The 16550-nt window shown below is 33.0% G+C and carries 17 protein-coding genes; 15 read left to right on the forward strand and 2 right to left on the reverse strand.

The features are described from left to right. The 13 genes from J2S15_RS07760 (at position 1) to J2S15_RS07820 (ending at position 12738) form a co-directional block, all read left to right on the forward strand. On the forward strand, positions 1–474 hold the full coding sequence (locus J2S15_RS07760; RefSeq protein ID WP_307407025.1) for a PTS sugar transporter subunit IIA: 474 nt from the start codon (positions 1–3) through the stop codon (positions 472–474). A 9-nt stretch (positions 475–483) separates the two neighbouring features. Next, positions 484–780, forward strand: a complete 297-nt coding sequence (locus J2S15_RS07765) for a PTS fructose transporter subunit IIB (RefSeq protein WP_307407027.1) — start codon at positions 484–486, stop codon at positions 778–780. 52 nt (positions 781–832) lie between these two features. Next, positions 833–1867, forward strand: coding sequence for a PTS fructose transporter subunit IIC (locus J2S15_RS07770; protein ID WP_307407028.1), 1035 nt, complete (start codon positions 833–835; stop codon positions 1865–1867). Positions 1868–1879: 12 nt separating this feature from the next. Next, positions 1880–2794, forward strand: a complete 915-nt coding sequence (locus J2S15_RS07775) for a cupin domain-containing protein (protein WP_307407030.1) — start codon at positions 1880–1882, stop codon at positions 2792–2794. A 63-nt stretch (positions 2795–2857) separates the two neighbouring features. Then, positions 2858–3307 carry a ribose 5-phosphate isomerase B gene (gene rpiB, locus J2S15_RS07780; protein WP_307407032.1) on the forward strand — a complete coding sequence of 150 codons (450 nt, stop codon included), beginning with the start codon at positions 2858–2860 and terminating at the stop codon, positions 3305–3307. 12 nt (positions 3308–3319) lie between these two features. Then, positions 3320–4330 carry a dihydroxyacetone kinase subunit DhaK gene (locus J2S15_RS07785; RefSeq protein ID WP_307407033.1) on the forward strand — a complete coding sequence of 337 codons (1011 nt, stop codon included), beginning with the start codon at positions 3320–3322 and terminating at the stop codon, positions 4328–4330. 1 nt (position 4331) lies between these two features. Next, the gene (gene dhaL, locus J2S15_RS07790; RefSeq protein WP_307407035.1) at positions 4332–4976 is read left to right on the forward strand and encodes a dihydroxyacetone kinase subunit DhaL; all 645 of its coding nucleotides are present in this window, start codon (positions 4332–4334) and stop codon (positions 4974–4976) included. Then, a complete protein-coding gene (locus J2S15_RS07795; RefSeq protein ID WP_307407037.1) occupies positions 4969–5625 on the forward strand; it encodes an HAD family hydrolase in 657 nt (218 codons plus the stop codon). Before dhaL ends, J2S15_RS07795 begins: the two co-directional genes overlap by 8 nt. 113 nt (positions 5626–5738) lie before the next feature. Continuing rightward, the gene (gene treR / locus J2S15_RS07800; protein WP_307407039.1) at positions 5739–6449 is read left to right on the forward strand and encodes a trehalose operon repressor; all 711 of its coding nucleotides are present in this window, start codon (positions 5739–5741) and stop codon (positions 6447–6449) included. Between the two features lie 343 nt (positions 6450–6792). Beyond that, positions 6793–8682 carry a PTS system trehalose-specific EIIBC component gene (gene treP, locus J2S15_RS07805; RefSeq protein ID WP_307407041.1) on the forward strand — a complete coding sequence of 630 codons (1890 nt, stop codon included), beginning with the start codon at positions 6793–6795 and terminating at the stop codon, positions 8680–8682. Positions 8683–8692: 10 nt separating this feature from the next. Beyond that, on the forward strand, positions 8693–10324 hold the full coding sequence (treC, locus tag J2S15_RS07810) for an alpha,alpha-phosphotrehalase (RefSeq protein WP_307407042.1): 1632 nt from the start codon (positions 8693–8695) through the stop codon (positions 10322–10324). Between the two features lie 323 nt (positions 10325–10647). After that, positions 10648–12189 carry a hypothetical protein gene (locus J2S15_RS07815; RefSeq protein ID WP_307407044.1) on the forward strand — a complete coding sequence of 514 codons (1542 nt, stop codon included), beginning with the start codon at positions 10648–10650 and terminating at the stop codon, positions 12187–12189. A 75-nt stretch (positions 12190–12264) separates the two neighbouring features. Continuing rightward, positions 12265–12738 carry a GNAT family N-acetyltransferase gene (locus J2S15_RS07820; RefSeq protein ID WP_307407046.1) on the forward strand — a complete coding sequence of 158 codons (474 nt, stop codon included), beginning with the start codon at positions 12265–12267 and terminating at the stop codon, positions 12736–12738. Between the two features lie 3 nt (positions 12739–12741). On the opposite strand, the gene J2S15_RS07825 is transcribed toward J2S15_RS07820, so the two are convergent. Continuing rightward, complete coding sequence (locus J2S15_RS07825) at positions 12742–13173, reverse strand: MerR family transcriptional regulator (protein WP_307407048.1); 432 nt, start codon at positions 13171–13173, stop codon at positions 12742–12744. Between the two features lie 75 nt (positions 13174–13248). Between J2S15_RS07825 and mgrA the strand changes: the two genes are divergently transcribed. Continuing rightward, complete coding sequence (mgrA, locus tag J2S15_RS07830) at positions 13249–14241, forward strand: L-glyceraldehyde 3-phosphate reductase (RefSeq protein WP_307407050.1); 993 nt, start codon at positions 13249–13251, stop codon at positions 14239–14241. A 48-nt stretch (positions 14242–14289) separates the two neighbouring features. Here mgrA and J2S15_RS07835 read toward each other — a convergent pair whose 3' ends face one another. Continuing rightward, positions 14290–14844, reverse strand: a complete 555-nt coding sequence (locus tag J2S15_RS07835) for a DUF3783 domain-containing protein (protein WP_307407052.1) — start codon at positions 14842–14844, stop codon at positions 14290–14292. 116 nt (positions 14845–14960) lie between these two features. Between J2S15_RS07835 and J2S15_RS07840 the strand changes: the two genes are divergently transcribed. Continuing rightward, positions 14961–16427 carry an MFS transporter gene (locus tag J2S15_RS07840; RefSeq protein ID WP_307407054.1) on the forward strand — a complete coding sequence of 489 codons (1467 nt, stop codon included), beginning with the start codon at positions 14961–14963 and terminating at the stop codon, positions 16425–16427. Positions 16428–16550 lie beyond the last annotated feature (123 nt).

Consider the following 16550-nt stretch of genomic DNA (forward strand, 5'->3'; position numbering starts at 1 on the left):
ATGGAAAAAATAGATTTAGCCAAAGTTCTAGTAAAAGAAGCATGTGTTTTGGATCATGAACCATTTTCTTCTAAAGAAGAGATGTTTCAGTTTATGGCTAAAAAATTCAAAGAAGCAGGAATTATTACTGATGAAGAGCAGTATATTGTTTCTTTAGAAGAGAGAGAGGCTGTAGGTTCTACCTATATGGGAAATCTGATTGGCTTACCACATGGAAAAAGTGAGTCCGTGGTAAAACCAGGAATTGGATTTTGCCGATGTAAAGAACCGTTCATTTATAAGAGTTATGGAGAAGAAGGACAAGTAAAATTTGTGTTTATGCTAGCGATTGCTATGGATCAGGGAGCGGATAATTATATGCGTGTACTGGCAACACTTGCTGGACTTCTGACACATCAGGAATTCTTAGATATTCTTGATCAGGGAACATCTTATGAAGAGATTATGGAACAAATTCAGACATATGAAAATTAGAGGTAAGATATGAAAGTAGTAGCAATTACATCATGTGCAACAGGTATTGCACATACATATATGGCTGCAGAAGCTATAAAGAAAATATGCAAACAAAAGGGTTATGACTGCAAAGTCGAAATGCAGGGAGCATTAGGGATTGAAAATAAACTGAAAGATAAAGAAATTGAAGAAGCTGATTTAATCGTTTTCGCAAACGATGTAGGGATTTCTAAATCAGAACGTTTCGATGCTTACAAAGACAAAATCAAAAAACTGACTCCCCATGCAGTGATTCAGAATCCTTCTGTAATTTTCGAAGAGTAGAAATATAAAGGAGACATATTTAATCTTATTAAGAGAGAAAAGGTGAGAAAAAATGAAAGAAAAATTGAAAGAAATACAAAGCGCATTATTGACAGGTGTATCGTACATGCTTCCATTTGTTATTGCTGGTGGAGTACTTGTTGCAGTTGGATTTGCAATTGGTGGATATGATATTCCAAATACAGTAGAACAATATGGGAACTTCGCATCAACAATTTTCTGGTTAGGTAAACAGGCATTTGCATTAATGGTTCCAGTATTAGGAGCATATGTTGCTTATTCAATCGCTGATAAACCAGGGATTGCTGTAGGTATGGTTGGTGGTGCTTTGGCAGACTACCAAGGTTCAGGATTCTTAGGAGCATTAATTGCAGGTATTATTGCAGGGTATATTGTTAATTTATTAAAGAAAATTGCATTACCAGCACAATTACGTTCTTTATTACCAACATTAATTATTCCAATTCTTGGAGTAACAGCAATTGGTTTAATCATGGTATATGTAATTGGAGAACCAGTATCAGCATTAACAACAGCACTTACAGATATGTTGAATTCTTTAGGAACAGGAAACTTAGTTCTATTAGGAGTAGTTCAAGGATGTATGCTTGCATTTGACATGGGTGGACCATGTAACAAGGTTGCTTATGCATTTGCATTAGCAGCAATGGAAACAGGAAATTATGCACCAATGGCAGCAAACTTTATTGGAAGTATGGCACCTCCACTTGGTATTGCAATTGCATGTTTAATTGCGAAAAAGAAATTTACAAGTGAAGAAAGAGCTGCCGTTCCAGGATTATTTGCAGGAGCATTTGGTATGATTACAGAATTTGCAATCCCATTTGCTGCATCTGACCCATTAAAAGTTATTCCATCATTAATGGCGGGATCAGCTGTAGGTTGTGCACTATCATATGTATTTGGTCTTACAATGAGAGCACCTCATGGTGGACTATTCGTATTATTTGCATTAAACAATGTAGTAATGTTCTTGCTGGCATTATTAGTGGCAGGAGCAGTAACTGCAGGATTATTAGTAGTACTTAAAAAACCAGTTACAGAAGTAACTACAGAAGAAGCTTAAAGGAGAGAAAAAGTGGCTAAATTATTTGATATCATGGGAAAATTCCCATTCGCACCAGAAGACAAGAAACCAATGTTGATAAAGAAAAGTGAGTATTCAACGGCTCTTTATCCACCAAACAATGCATTTACCTCTGACAATACGTTTACAATGGTTACAACAGATACCTTCATGTTGGGAATCTATGAATTAGGACCAGGAGGAGTATTTGCACCATTAGATGTACATCCAGGGGATGAATCATACTATATTTTAAATGGACCAGTTGTTCAAAGAAGTGGAAATGGGCAATTTGCATATTTAGAAAGTGGTGAAGGATTGTTTATGCCAGAAGGAGCATGGCACTGTTGTCATAACTTCTCTGATCAAAAAGCAAGAATCTTATATTTCATTACACCAAAAGCATGGAGTGAGCAAATTCCACCAGCTGTAATTCCTACAGAAGAAGAAACAAAGTTCTATAAAGGGCCAAACAACGATAAACTTCCTGACATGAGAAATAAAATCAAAGATATCTCAAGACAGGGATGTACGGATGATATTGGATGCTGGCCAGTGGATCCAAAAGAAGCAAGAGAAACTGGTGCTGTATATGCTGTACGTGATTTTGAAAAATTAAACAACGTGCATGGTGTAAAACATCCAATGCTGATGCGTTTCATTACAAGTAATGACTATGGTCACTTTGGTGAATTCATATTACCAGCAGGAGGATATGGACCAAGATGTTCAGATCCAGATTCACATAAAGGAGATGCTGCACTATATTGTGTAGATGGACCAGTTACTGTGAATTTATCAGAATTAGAAGAAAGTTTTGTATTAGAACCGGAAGACACATTCTTTATTCCAGCAGGAGTAAAATATCAGTTAGTAAATTTTGAGGCAAAACCAATCAAAGTAGTATTCGCAATTACAGAGTTATAAGAAGCTAGAAGAGTGGAGCCTACAACTTCACTCTTCTTTGTTTGAGAAAGTAGAGGTGGGAAAATGAAAATTGTAGTTGGATGTGATGAAGCAGCATATAAGCTGAAGGAACAGATAAAGCAATACTTGATTGATAAAGGTGAAGAAGTGACTGATATAGGGGTATATAATGAGAACCCAAGCAGTTATCCAGATATTGCTCAAACATTATGTAATGAGATATTAAACGGAAATTGTGAGCGAGGAATCTTAATGTGTGGTACAGGTATTGGAATGGCAATTACTGCAAACAAGATTCCAGGTATTCGTGCAGCAGTATGTCACGATATGTTTTCGCTTGAACGAAGTATTAAGAGTAATAACTGTCAGGTGTTATGTATGGGAGCTAGAGTCATTGCACCACAGTATGCAGAGTTACTTGTTGATCGATGGTTAACTTGCGAGTTTGTCGATGGAAGAAGTACACCAAAAGTAGAAAGAATTATGGAGATTGAATCACAATATACAAAATAAAGGAGGCATAAGATGCAAAGAATTATTAATGACCCTAGTCTGGTTGTAGAAGATATGCTGAAAGGATTTCAGCGTTGTCATAAAGATATTATTCATATCGACGATGAGAATCCAAGAGTAGTAATTTCTAATTTCGCAAAAGATAAAAAGAAAGTAGGAATTGTGACCGGAGGAGGAAGTGGACACAAACCTGCCTTTGTTGGATATTGTGGAAAGAACATGGTAGATGCTGTTGCTGTAGGCGAAATCTTTTCATCACCAACCGCAAAGTCATTTTATGATTGTATTCGTGCAGTAGATCAAGGAATGGGAGTTGCCTGTTTATATGGAAACTATGCAGGTGACAATATGAATGTAAAAATGGCAATGGAACTGGCAGAAGATGATGATATTGAAGTAAGAACAGTTGTTGCAAATGATGATGTAGCCAGTGCACCAAAAGATGAAATTAGCAAACGTAGAGGAGTTGCTGGTGAAATTTTAATGTGGAAAGTTGGAGGAGCAAAAGCAAATCAAGGAGCTAGCTTAGACGAAGTAATTAATGCAGCACAAAAAGCAATTGATAATACACGCAGTGTTGGAGTAGGACTTGGTCCTTGTACCATTCCAGCAAATGGAAAACCTAATTTCTCTATTGAAAAAGGTACAATGGAATTTGGAATTGGACATCATGGGGAACCGGGAATACGTGTAGAACCACTAGCAAGTGCAAAAGAAATCGCAAAAGAAATGACAGCATTGGTTCTTGATGACTTACCTTTTGTCAGTAATGATGAAGTAGTTGTTCTTGTATCAGGTCTTGGTGCTACTCCAGTTATGGAACAATACATTTTCTTTGATGAAGTAGCTGCTATTTTAGAAGAAAAGAACATTCATATTTATAAATCTTATGTAGGTAATTATTTTACCTCTCTAGAAATGAATGGACTTACGTTAACTATGATGAAGTTAGATGATGAATTAAGGAAATGTATGGATGAAGAAGTGGAAACAATGGGATTGACCCAGTTTAGGAGAAAATAATATGGACTGTGTTGCAAATAGAGGAAATGCGAAAATAACATTAGCAATCATCGAAGAAATACATAAGAATGCAGCTTACCTAAGTGAGATTGATGGTGCCACTGGTGATGGTGATCATGGTGTTAATATGGACAAGGGCTTCATGATGGCGAAAGAGCGAATTGATGAAAACATGGATTTCTCTGAAAGTTTAAAAATTTTAGGAAGAACCTTAATCATGGATATTGGTGGTAGTATGGGACCAATCTATGGAACGATGTTTTCAAGGTTAAACAGAAGATTCAAAAAAGAAGAATGCATCACAAAAGAAGTAATGCTGGAAGCACTAAATAATGCAATCGAAGGACTTATGGATCTAGCAGGTGCAAAAGTTGGGGATAAAACACTAATTGATACCTTGTATCCAGCAACTGAGAGTTATAAACAAGCATTATCTGAAAATAAGAATTTCAATGAATGTTTACAGGCTTTATCAGAAGGTGCGGAAGCAGGAAAAGAAAACACAAAGAATTTAGTCGCAAAAATAGGACGTGCTGCAAGACTGGGAGAAAGAAGTAAAGGTTTCTTAGATGCAGGTGCAACTTCTTGCTGTATTATTTTGAAAACAATGGCAGCATCAATGCAAGAGGAACTCGACAGTGAGTAAATATAAAGGAATTATATTTGATTTAGATGGAACACTTCTAGACACCCTAACTGATTTATCAAATAGTATAAATCACGTATTATTAGCTAATGACTTTCCTACTCATTCAAAAGACGACTATCGAAAACTTATTGGAAAAGGGTTTAGAGATTTAATTACAAGAAGCATGCCAGACAATATTAATGAGGAATTTATAGAAAAAGGCTTAACTCAGTTTCTTGAAATCTATGATCGAGACTATATGAAAGAAACAAAACCTTATGATGGAATTATGGAACTATTAATAAATCTACAAAACCTAGGTATAAAATTAGCCGTAAATTCTAATAAACGAAATGACTATACCAACGAACTAATCAAAAAGAATTTTCCAGATATTCATTTCATAGAGTGTTTTGGTGAACGTAACGATGTGCCTAAGAAACCAGATCCAACCAGTGCTTTTGAGTTAAGAAATCTGATGGATTTAAAATCTGAAGAAATTCTATATATAGGTGATTCTAAAACAGATATTCAAACTGCAAAGAATGCCAACATGGATAGTATAGGCGTACTATGGGGTTTTCGTGATTTGAAAGAACTCCAAGCAAATGGAGCTACTTATATCGTAAAAACACCAGAAGATATTTTAAAGATTGTAAAAGGATAGCAAGTCTATCTTTTTCTTAACATCACTTAGTATCATTGTTATTAATACAACCTGTACGTAAAGGTGTTCAGTTTTTCAAGGTTTTCCTATATAATAGGATATGGAGGATCTTTATGAGCGCAAAATATCAGAAAATATATCAGAGTCTATTGGATCAGATAGAAAGTAAAAATATAAAAGCTGGTGAATATCTTCCCAGTGAAAATGAATTGATGAAACAATATGATGCATCACGAGATACCATTCGTAAATCTTTGAATCTATTACTTCAGAATGGATATATTCAGAAAGTAGTTGGTAAAGGATCTGTAGTATTGGATGCAGACAGAATTGCTTTTCCGGTTTCTGGAATTACCAGTTTCAAAGAATTGAAGCAAACCATGAGTGGAGATGTGAAAACAATTGTTCATGAATTACAAAAATTTCCAGCCGATGAAAAGATGAAAAAAGAACTTTATATGGAGAGTGGAGACGTATATAAAATTGTTCGTATTCGTACCATTAATAATGAAAAAGTAATTTTGGATACCGATTATTTGAATGGAAATGTGGTTGATGGAATTACAGAAGAAATTGCTAATGATTCTTTATATGATTATATTGAACAAGACTTAGGTTTAAAAATAAGTTTCTCCAAAAAAGAAATTACGGTTATACCAGCCACTAAAGAGGAAAAGAAATTATTAGATATGTTGGATTATGATTTGTTGGTATGTGTAAAATCATACTCATACTTAGAAGATGCAACCTTATTTGAATATACGGAGTCAAAACATCGACCAGATAAATTTAGATTTGTGGATTTCGCAAGAAGAATGAAATAATAAATAGAAAAAAAGCCAATACAAGTAATATGTTTTGGCTTTTTTTCTACTTCTTCTCCACTGTCTGTTTCCTCTCTCTTTAATTATTATAGTTGAGAGAGGTTTGATTGGTTCATCACGCCAATCAAATTTCCATATCCATCTTCTTGGATATTATCTCTCCAAATAATATCCATATATAATATACCATAAAATTAGTCAAATTGAGAAGTCTTTCAACCAGTTTTCTGTTTTTGCTATGAAAAAATGAACAAAACAGTTGACACTCCTGTACGTACAGGTTATAGTAAGAGTGTAAACCTGTACGTACAACTTGATTCGTGATATATAGGAGGACAGAAAAATGTCAAAATATGAAAAGGATGCAAAAGCCCTACTGGAACATGTAGGTGGCAAAGAGAATATTAAAGCAGTTACACACTGTGTAACTAGAATGCGTTTTGTACTTGTAGATCCAGAGAAAGCGGATATTAAAAAGATTGAAGCAATCCCTGCAGCGAAAGGTACATTTACTCAATCAGGACAATTCCAAGTTATTATAGGAAATGATGTATCGGATTTCTATAAAGACTTTGTTAGTGTTAGTGGTATTGAAGGAGTTGATAAATCAGCACTAAAAGAAACGGCGAAAGATAATCAGACGTGGCTTCAAAAGTTAATGACGAATATTGCTGAAATCTTTACTCCATTAATTCCTGCTCTTGTTTGTGGAGGGTTAATTCTTGGATTTAGAAATGTTATTGGTGATATTAAGATGTTTGAAGATGGAACTAAGACACTGGTTGAAATCAGTCAGTTCTGGAGTGGTCTTCATAGTTTCTTATGGCTAATAGGAGAAGCAATTTTCCACTTCTTACCAGTGGGTATTGTTTGGTCAATCACTAAGAAAATGGGAACTACACAAATCCTAGGAATTATCTTAGGACTTACATTAGTTTCACCACAGTTATTAAATGCATATGGAGTAGCAGGAACAGCTGCTGCGGATATTCCAGTATGGGACTTTGGCTTTGCTCAAATTCAAATGATTGGATATCAGGCACAAGTAATTCCAGCAATTCTTGTAGGATTCTCACTTGTTTATTTAGAAAGATTCTGGAACCGTGTGATTCCTTCTGTTGTTCGTTTGGTTGCAGTACCATTCTTGGCATTGTTACCAGCAGTATTATTAGCACATACAGTATTAGGACCAATCGGATGGCAAATTGGTAGTTTCATATCAGATATCGTATATAATGGATTAACTTCATCATTTGGTGTAGTATTTGCAGGATTGTTTGGATTCCTTTATGCACCATTAGTTATTACAGGACTTCACCATATGACCAATGCAATTGACTTACAATTAATTGGTCAATTTGATGGTACGATTCTTTGGCCAATGATTGCATTATCAAATATTGCTCAAGGATCTGCAGTTCTAGCAATGGTATTCCTTCAAAGAAAGAATGAACAAGCAAAACAGGTAGCGATACCATCAGCGATCTCATGTTACCTTGGAGTAACGGAACCAGCAATGTTTGGGGTTAACTTAAAATATGTATTCCCATTTGTGAGTGCAATGGTTGGATCTGGTCTTGCTGCAATTATATCAGTAGGAACAGGTGTAATGGCTAACTCTATTGGAGTTGGTGGATTACCAGGATTCTTATCAATTCAAACTGCACATATTCCTATGTTCTTTGTGGCAATGGCAGTTTCAATTGTCGTTCCATTTGCATTAACATATGTAATTGGAAAAAGAAAACTAGGTGTTGAAGAACTAACAGGTGAAGCACCTGAAATCGACAGTAGTAAATTCGCGACTCCCTTACAAGGAAAAGTAATGGCATTAAATGAAGTAGAAGATAAAGTATTTGCAGAAGGAACAATGGGTGAAGGATATGCAGTAGAGTTATCAAATGGTAAAGTACTTGCACCATTCAATGGTGAAGTAATTATGACCTTCCCTACCAAACATGCATTTGGCTTAAGAAGAGATGATGGATTAGAAGTATTGATTCATCTGGGAATGGATACAGTGGAATTAGAAGGTAAAGGATTTAAGATGTTTGTGGAAAAAGGTGATCGTATCAAACAAGGAGATACGATAGCCGAAGTAGATATTAATTATGTTAAAGAACAAGGAAAAAGCTTAGTATCTCCTGTTGTATTCACAAGCAAAGAAGCAGTGAAGTTACTTAAAAAAGGAACAACTATTAATTTTCTACAAGACGTAATTGAAATAGTATAGGAGATATGTGATGCATTTTAAAGATAAAGTAATATACCAGATTTATCCAAAATCATTTTATGATGGTGATCATGATGGTAAAGGTGATTTTCAAGGAGTAATACAAAAGTTAGACTATCTTGAATATTTAGGAATTGATTATATTTGGTTCAATGCATGTTTCTTATCACCACAAAATGATAATGGATATGATGTGGAAGATTATTATAAGATTGATCCACAATATGGAAGTATGCAAGATTTTGAAGAACTATGTTCAGAAGCAAAGAAAAGAAATATTTATATTATGTTGGATATGGTATTTAACCATACATCAACTAGACATGAATGGTTTCAAAAGGCATTAAAAGGTGAAGAGAAATATAAAAATTACTATATTTTCCGTAAAGGAAAAGCGAATGGCAAGTCCCCTACTAACTGGCAGTCAAAGTTTGGAGGAAATGCCTGGGAATATGTAGAAACATTTGATGAGTACTATTTACATTTGTACGATCGAACACAGGCGGATTTAAATTGGGATAACCCTGAAGTTCGTGAAGAGATGGTAAACGTAGTAGATTTTTGGATGAACAAGGGTGTAAAAGGCTTTCGCTTTGATGTTGTAAACCTTATATCAAAACCAGATACATTTGAAGATGATTTTGAAGGTGATGGAAGAAGATTCTATACCGATGGACCTCATGTACATGAGTACCTACGAGAATTGAATCTTAATAGTTTTGGGAAAGATAAATCTTGTATAACCGTTGGTGAAATGTCATCAACATCACTGGAAAACTGTGTTAAGTATGCAGGAGAAGATAGTAACGAATTAAATATGGTATTTAACTTTCATCATTTGAAAGTGGATTATCGAAATAAAGATAAGTGGTCTTTAAAGCCATTTGATTTCATGGAGTTAAAGAATTTATTTAATACATGGCAGATAGGAATGCAAGAAAACAAAGCATGGAATGCACTGTTCTGGTGTAACCATGATCAGCCTAGAGTAGTATCAAGGTTTGGAAATGATAAAAACTATCATGAACAGTCAGCAAAGATGCTTGCTTCCACTATTCACCTTATGCGTGGAGTACCTTATATTTACCAAGGTGAAGAGATTGGAATGACCAATGCATATTTTAGTGATATAAAAAAATATCGAGATGTAGAGAGTTTGAACTACTATAAGATTTTAAAGGAAAAGGGATATAATGAAAAAGAAGTCTTTGAAATTTTAGAGGAACGTTCAAGAGATAATTCCAGAACACCAATGCAATGGGACGATAGTGACTATGCTGGATTCAGTGATGTAACACCTTGGATTGATGTGATTGATAATTATCAATCTATTAATGTAAAAAATAGTATGAATGATAAAGACTCAATCTTACATTACTACAAGAAATTAATTGAATTAAGAAAGCAATATAAAATTATTCAAGAGGGTTTATTTGTACCATTACTTGAAAGTGATTCTGAAGTGTTTGCATATAAGCGAATGTATGAAGATGAGGAACTAATCGTACTAAATAATTTCTATGACAAAGAAGTAACCATTGATATGAATTTACAAGAATATGTTCTATTAATTAGTAATTATAAAGAGGATAAAAGAAAAATCTTACGTCCATATGAAACAGTCGCCTATTATAAAAAGTAAACTACAAAATAACAGTTCAAAATTTATGAACTGTTATTTTTCTTAAAAAGGGCAAACGATTATCGTTGCTGAATTGTCTAAATAATGGCTGATATATCAGCACTAATAATAAAGAGTGATATAAAAAGCAAAAAAGTGTGTCTTATTTATTAGTGGTATATTCTTATATAATTAAATATTTTTATATTTTAGATGAAACTAATATCTAAAATATATCGTATTAGTATCAGAAACGAAAAGCACAAAACCAGTAACCAAGGGAATTGTTCTTAACTTTTCTTTAAATATAAGGTATACTAGAATTTGTGTTATGGAGGGAAAAAATGAAAAATTTATTAGAAAAACACTTTTCGAAGAAAACACTTCGACTATTAACAATCGGAGCGGGAGTAGGAGTTATTGTATTTTATTTTATTATAAAATCGATAATGGATTCGTTCATGAGCAGTTGGGACTTTGACTCAATCGGAGCAATGGCATATGTATCTTTATTCTTTTACATTGCATTTATAGTAGTTACTGTACTTATCCTATATTATTCATATCGTATTTACTTTAAGAATAATGATAAGAGCGATGTATCAGTAGTTGTTACATTTGGAATATTCTGTGCATTTGCAGTAATTTTATTACTGAATTTTCAGACAATTATGTTCTTTTTGAAGTTAGCATCAATAACTTCAATATATGATCTTTATGACTTAGGATATTCTGTGGATAGCGTTGATTTTGCATATGACTTACTTCGACTAGGTTCAGTTGCTGTAATCGGAATTGCAGGATACAGTATTTATATGTTAAATAAAGAAAAGGGTACAGTACAAGCTGGACCACAACAAACAACTACAACTGCAGCAGCTGATGCTAACAACACAGCTACAACAACTGCAGGTGCAGAAGCAACAAATGGTTCAACTGCACAAACAACAGGTTCACCAGAGCCAACAAACACAAGTAGTACTTCTACAACTGGTGGAACTCCTGAAGTTGAAAAGAAACCAAACGAAACAGTTCAAAAGATTAAAGGATTTATCTCTACTAAAAAAGGAAAAATGATTCTTGGTGGTGTGGCAGCAGCATTAGTAGTTGTCTTAGTTGCTGTAAACCTAATCTCTAATCAAAAAACAGAAGTTGACCTTACAAAAGGTGTAGAAATTGAATTCTCTGGGACAGATGGTGAAGGATACGCATATGTAGCAGATAACAAATGGGCTTATGATGGAAACAGCAAAGATGTAGAAGACTTCCTAGATGGAGTTTACTTCTCAATCGATAACGATGATGACCTAAGTAATGGTGATGAAATCACAGTTACTGCTAAATACTATGATGAGGATGCTAAAAAATACAAAGTAGCTCCAACAAATACTGAAAAAACTTTTAAAGTTAAAGGATTAGATGTTGAATATTCTTCATATGATGATTTAACTAAAAAAGAAAAAACTACAGTAGAAGATTCATGGGCTGAATATTTTGAAGATGGAACATTTGAAGATGATGTACGTGATGATTTATATTATGATTTCAAGAGTGATCCTGAAATGACATTATCTGATATGGCAGTAGTTGCAAGATACTATGGTGATTCAGAATATGCAGGAGATGATGTAATCGTTTATGTTGTAAAGGTTACCGCTAAAGGAACTGAACGTTATGGTGATGCTGAAAAAACAATCACAAAATACTATAAAATTGAATTATCAGAAATTACTCCAAGTACATTAAAGTATGTTGATTCATCAACTTTCTATCTTTCATACAGTGGAGGCTTAGATGCTGATACTGATGAAAAAGCTAAGAAAGAAGTAATCAAAGCATATGAACAAGATGGCTGGGATGAATACGAAATGACTGAAATAAAATAATTGATGAAACAGCCGAAGGGCTGTTTTATTTTATCGACTATGTGGTAAAATCTAGAGTATACAAGGAGAAGATATATGGAACTTATCTATACAAATACTGAAGATAAAGCATTTAAAGAATTATGTAAGCAATTGGACCAATATTTAAACAATACAAATGGGGAGCAACAAAATACTATATATGATCAATATAATCATACGGATGATTTACACTGTGTTGTTTTGGTATATGATAATGAAACACCTATCGCGTGTGTTGGAATCAAAGTGTATGTACCACTAACAGATGAAAAAAACCTCATGAATTCGGTGGAAATCAAACGAATGTTTGTTCAACCAAACTATAGAGGTCAGGGATTAGCGAAAACAATGCTAGAGGCTTTAGAAACAAAAGCTAAAACTGATGGATTTACAAAAATGATATTAGAAACAGGGATAAAGATGGATAGTGCTATAGGTTTGTATACATCATGTGGTTATCAGAAGCTTAATAATTATGGTTCCTATAAAGAATTAAGTGATTCTGTTTGTATGAGTAAAAATCTATAGTAATTACTTCTGATTAATATTATATACTATTTCTTTTTCTTTAAAACTTTTCCATTCAGGCATATCTTCATTAGCAAGGTATGCCTTATGTTTTGCTTCATAATATAATTGCTTACGATGAATGTGTTTTCTGTTTTCAATTAGACTTAAAATTTGTTGGTCTATTTTCTCTGCATGGTCATTTAGTAAGGTAAGTAGTTCGCTTCCCCGCTCTGGAACATCTTCCATTTCTAGAAATAGTCTTAATTGCGAAAGTGACATCCCTGATTCTTTAAAACAGCAAATCGTCTTTAAACGATTCACATGGCACTGTTGATAAATGCGGTTTGTTCCTTCTCTATCAATATTTGTTAGTAATCCTAGCTCTTCATAGTAACGCAATGTTGATGCGGGAAGATCAAACATTTTGCTTAGTTGTCGAATTGTATAAGTCATAATAAGTATCCTTTCAATATTTCTCTTTACTTCAAGTATACTTGAAGATGTATGATAAAGAAAGGAGGTACTGATATGTACATAGCAGATAAAAAAAGATATGAAGCAATGCCTTATCGACATGTAGGAAATTCAGGGCTAAAACTACCTGTTATTTCTTTAGGTTTATGGCATAATTTTGGAGATGTAGATAATTATGAAAACCAAAAGAACATAATACTAAAAGCTTTTGATAGTGGAATTACACACTTTGATTTAGCTAATAACTATGGACCACCAGCAGGGTCTGCAGAAATCAATTTTGGAAGAATCATGAAAGAGTACTTACTTCCCTATCGTGATGAATTAATTATTTCCACAAAAGCCGGATATTATATGTGGGAAGGACCTTATGGTGAATGGGGTTCTAAGAAAAGTATTATTGCAAGCTGTAATCAAAGTCTGAAACGAATGGGATTGGATTATGTAGATATTTTCTATCACCATCGCCCTGACCCTAACACCCCTCTGGAAGAAACAGCACATGCATTAGACCTTCTGGTACGTCAGGGAAAAGCATTATATATAGGTATATCAAACTACTCAGCAGAGCAGACAGAAGCAATCAGCAAAATCTTTAAAGAACTAAAAACACCTTTTATTATTCATCAGCCAAAATATAATATGTTTGAAAGAAGCATTGAAGCTGGATTAACAGATGTATTAAAGAAAGAAAAGATTGGTGCAATTACATTCAGTCCATTAGCACAAGGGTTATTGACGGATCGTTACTTAAATGGAATTCCTGAAGATTCAAGAGCAGGAAGATCAAGTAGTCCATTCTTACAACCAGAGAATGTAGAAACGACACTTGAGGTTGTGAAGCAATTAAATGAGATTGCTAAAAATCGTGGACAAAGTTTAGCGCAAATGGCACTTGCCTGGAACCTTAGAGATGAAACCATAACAAGCGTACTAATTGGAGCATCAAAAGTAGAACAACTGGAAAACAATCTTGAAACATTAAATAACTTAACTTTTAGTGAAGAAGAATTAAACCAAATTGATACAATACTAAACAATAAATAAAACAAAGGACTGGAGATATCTCCAGTCCAATTTTATAGAATCGATTAATTAGTTTACTTTTTGGTACAGTGGCAACAAAGTATCAATTGCCTTTTCAAAAAGTTCAGTAGTACTTTCTTTATCTTGCAGTGTATCATAAGCAAACAATACAGCCTTTTGAAAGTCAGGTGCTATTTCTGCATCAATATCTTCCGGTTTTACTTTTGTAGAATTCAGAAGCAATTGATTTAATTCTGCACGTTTCTTAAAATATGTATGCTCTTCGTCAATTTCTTTTAATAAATCTAAAATTGTCCAATTACGATTATGTTCAGTCAACATTGCTTTTCGCTCAACATCAGCATCCTGCTCACGTAATTTTGCAGATAGTTCACGAATTTCCTCATGTGGAACTACTGGAAGAAACATTGCATCAAACGCAATTGATTCATCAGATTCAGTATCTTCCTTTTCAAATCCTTCCAAACGAAAGTGATATCCTAATTTTTGATTTAATTCATTTTCAGAAATAAATTCAACAGTATAATCAGGATGTAAAATAGTTTTTATTTTATCCTCTTTTTCTTTGTTTCCAGCACTATAAATTAGTATTTTCTTTTCCATATAAACCTCGCTGTTATTACTATATCATGAAAGAAATTAGAATCCCATAGAAATAACCTTTGTTTGACTCTTCATGAAGAATCCTATAGTATAAAAAAGAATAATTTGGAGGGAATATGAAAAAAATAAAGGAACGTCAGGTAATTCTGATAATAAGCTTGCTTGCGGGAATCCTGCTTGCTTATATCTTATTTGATGGAATTTTTCAGTATGCAGAACTTTCAGAATTAATTGATAAGCCATTTTTCAGTAAATTGCAAAGTACATTTCCATACTTTTTAGTTTTAGTGACAATTGATGTAATTACAATTTGGTTTATGTACGATCTATTTAAAATAAGAAAAAAGAATGGAAGTATAAAATATAATAAACTTCTAGGAACAGGTATATTTCAACTACTGCTAGAACTTCCATACTATTTCATTTTGTTTTTTCTTAGTAGTGAAGTCGTTGGATCATATTTTCGAATATTTGCTTGGTACAATACATATGATTATTTAAGAATAGCTTTCTATATATATTGTATAGGGTTAATTATTAAAGCTATTATGATTTTATTGAGTTTCAAAATACAAGAAGATTCAGCAAATAAAATAATCGATAATCGAAAAATGAAAATTATAAGATTAATAGGAGCGTTTTGTTATGGTGGATTAATTTTTATAATGTTTTTAATTCCATCTGTTTTATTGAAAAAAGAAATTGAAATTAATATACCTTTAGACGACTATTCTGTTTTTGAAGGAGAAAATGGACAAGGATATACATTATTTATATATGATTATTATAAATGTTTTGATGATGAGTATGAAATATGGGAAGATGAAGAAGATATGAATATGGTATTAGCTTATCGTTATTTGTACCGTAGCGAAATAGAAATAATTAGCAAAAACAATGGTGAATTATCAAATGGAGATACTGTTGAAATAAAGTGGAACAAAGACAATAAGCCAATCGATTATGGAATAAAAATAAAGGCAAATAGTAATACAGCAAGTTTTATTGTAAAAGGACTAAAGACCAAAGTATTTATAGATGAGTTAAAAGATGAGCAAAAAGCAACAGTAAATGAGAAACTTAATGAATATGTAGAAAGCCAAGCGTTTATTGAATCAGTTAATCAATTTAAGAAAACGGAAGATTTGGATTTTAAGTTAGTCTCTATGAAACAAACATCTGTAATTAGTGAAGAATTTTTAAAAGATGATTTAATCACAAAAAATAATGTTTTAAGTGTATATGAAAATGCATATACAAATAGAGGAAAATCTTCAGACATGAAAAAAGGAGATGCAACAGATTATTATATTTATGAAGTAATTTTAGAAAATCCAAAAACACTTGAGAAAAAATATTACTATGTTGCATGTGAAATACAAGTAGTCACAGATGATATAGTCGAGGAACAATCATTTGATAAAATAGAATTTAATCTATATAAGGTTATGATTGCAGATGCTGTGCAAAAGGATGAAAACCTTCTAGAAGGAGAAATAGAGAATAGTTATATAGAAAAAGATAATGTTAAGTTAGTGCTAAAGTCTGTTAATTCTGAAGCCGAGATAATATATTTTAAATAAAATTTGGTATGAATGTATAGATTTATTATAATAATAAATCTATTCGTGGAGTTCGATAATATAATATAATATGATATAAAAAAGAAATATAGTATTTAGAAAAACAGTTAAAATATGGGAGAG

Source organism: Breznakia pachnodae (assembly GCF_030814225.1).
GTDB classification, from domain to species: domain Bacteria; phylum Bacillota_I; class Bacilli_A; order Erysipelotrichales; family Erysipelotrichaceae; genus Breznakia; species Breznakia pachnodae.

Bases quoted from the DNA above. Each gene is read 5' to 3' on its own strand.
- treC (WP_307407042.1), top strand. From the start codon at position 8,693: ATGCATTTTAAAGATAAAGTAATATACCAGATTTATCCAAAATCATTT.
- J2S15_RS07840 (WP_307407054.1), top strand. From the start codon at position 14,961: ATGAAAAAAATAAAGGAACGTCAGGTAATTCTGATAATAAGCTTGCTT.
- dhaL (WP_307407035.1), top strand. From the start codon at position 4,332: ATGGACTGTGTTGCAAATAGAGGAAATGCGAAAATAACATTAGCAATC.
- treP (WP_307407041.1), top strand. From the start codon at position 6,793: ATGTCAAAATATGAAAAGGATGCAAAAGCCCTACTGGAACATGTAGGT.
- J2S15_RS07770 (WP_307407028.1), top strand. From the start codon at position 833: ATGAAAGAAAAATTGAAAGAAATACAAAGCGCATTATTGACAGGTGTA.
- J2S15_RS07815 (WP_307407044.1), top strand. From the start codon at position 10,648: ATGAAAAATTTATTAGAAAAACACTTTTCGAAGAAAACACTTCGACTA.
- rpiB (WP_307407032.1), top strand. From the start codon at position 2,858: ATGAAAATTGTAGTTGGATGTGATGAAGCAGCATATAAGCTGAAGGAA.
- J2S15_RS07765 (WP_307407027.1), top strand. From the start codon at position 484: ATGAAAGTAGTAGCAATTACATCATGTGCAACAGGTATTGCACATACA.
- J2S15_RS07835 (WP_307407052.1), bottom strand. From the start codon at position 14,844: ATGGAAAAGAAAATACTAATTTATAGTGCTGGAAACAAAGAAAAAGAG.
- J2S15_RS07785 (WP_307407033.1), top strand. From the start codon at position 3,320: ATGCAAAGAATTATTAATGACCCTAGTCTGGTTGTAGAAGATATGCTG.
- mgrA (WP_307407050.1), top strand. From the start codon at position 13,249: ATGTACATAGCAGATAAAAAAAGATATGAAGCAATGCCTTATCGACAT.
- treR (WP_307407039.1), top strand. From the start codon at position 5,739: ATGAGCGCAAAATATCAGAAAATATATCAGAGTCTATTGGATCAGATA.
- J2S15_RS07820 (WP_307407046.1), top strand. From the start codon at position 12,265: ATGGAACTTATCTATACAAATACTGAAGATAAAGCATTTAAAGAATTA.
- J2S15_RS07825 (WP_307407048.1), bottom strand. From the start codon at position 13,173: ATGACTTATACAATTCGACAACTAAGCAAAATGTTTGATCTTCCCGCA.
- J2S15_RS07760 (WP_307407025.1), top strand. From the start codon at position 1: ATGGAAAAAATAGATTTAGCCAAAGTTCTAGTAAAAGAAGCATGTGTT.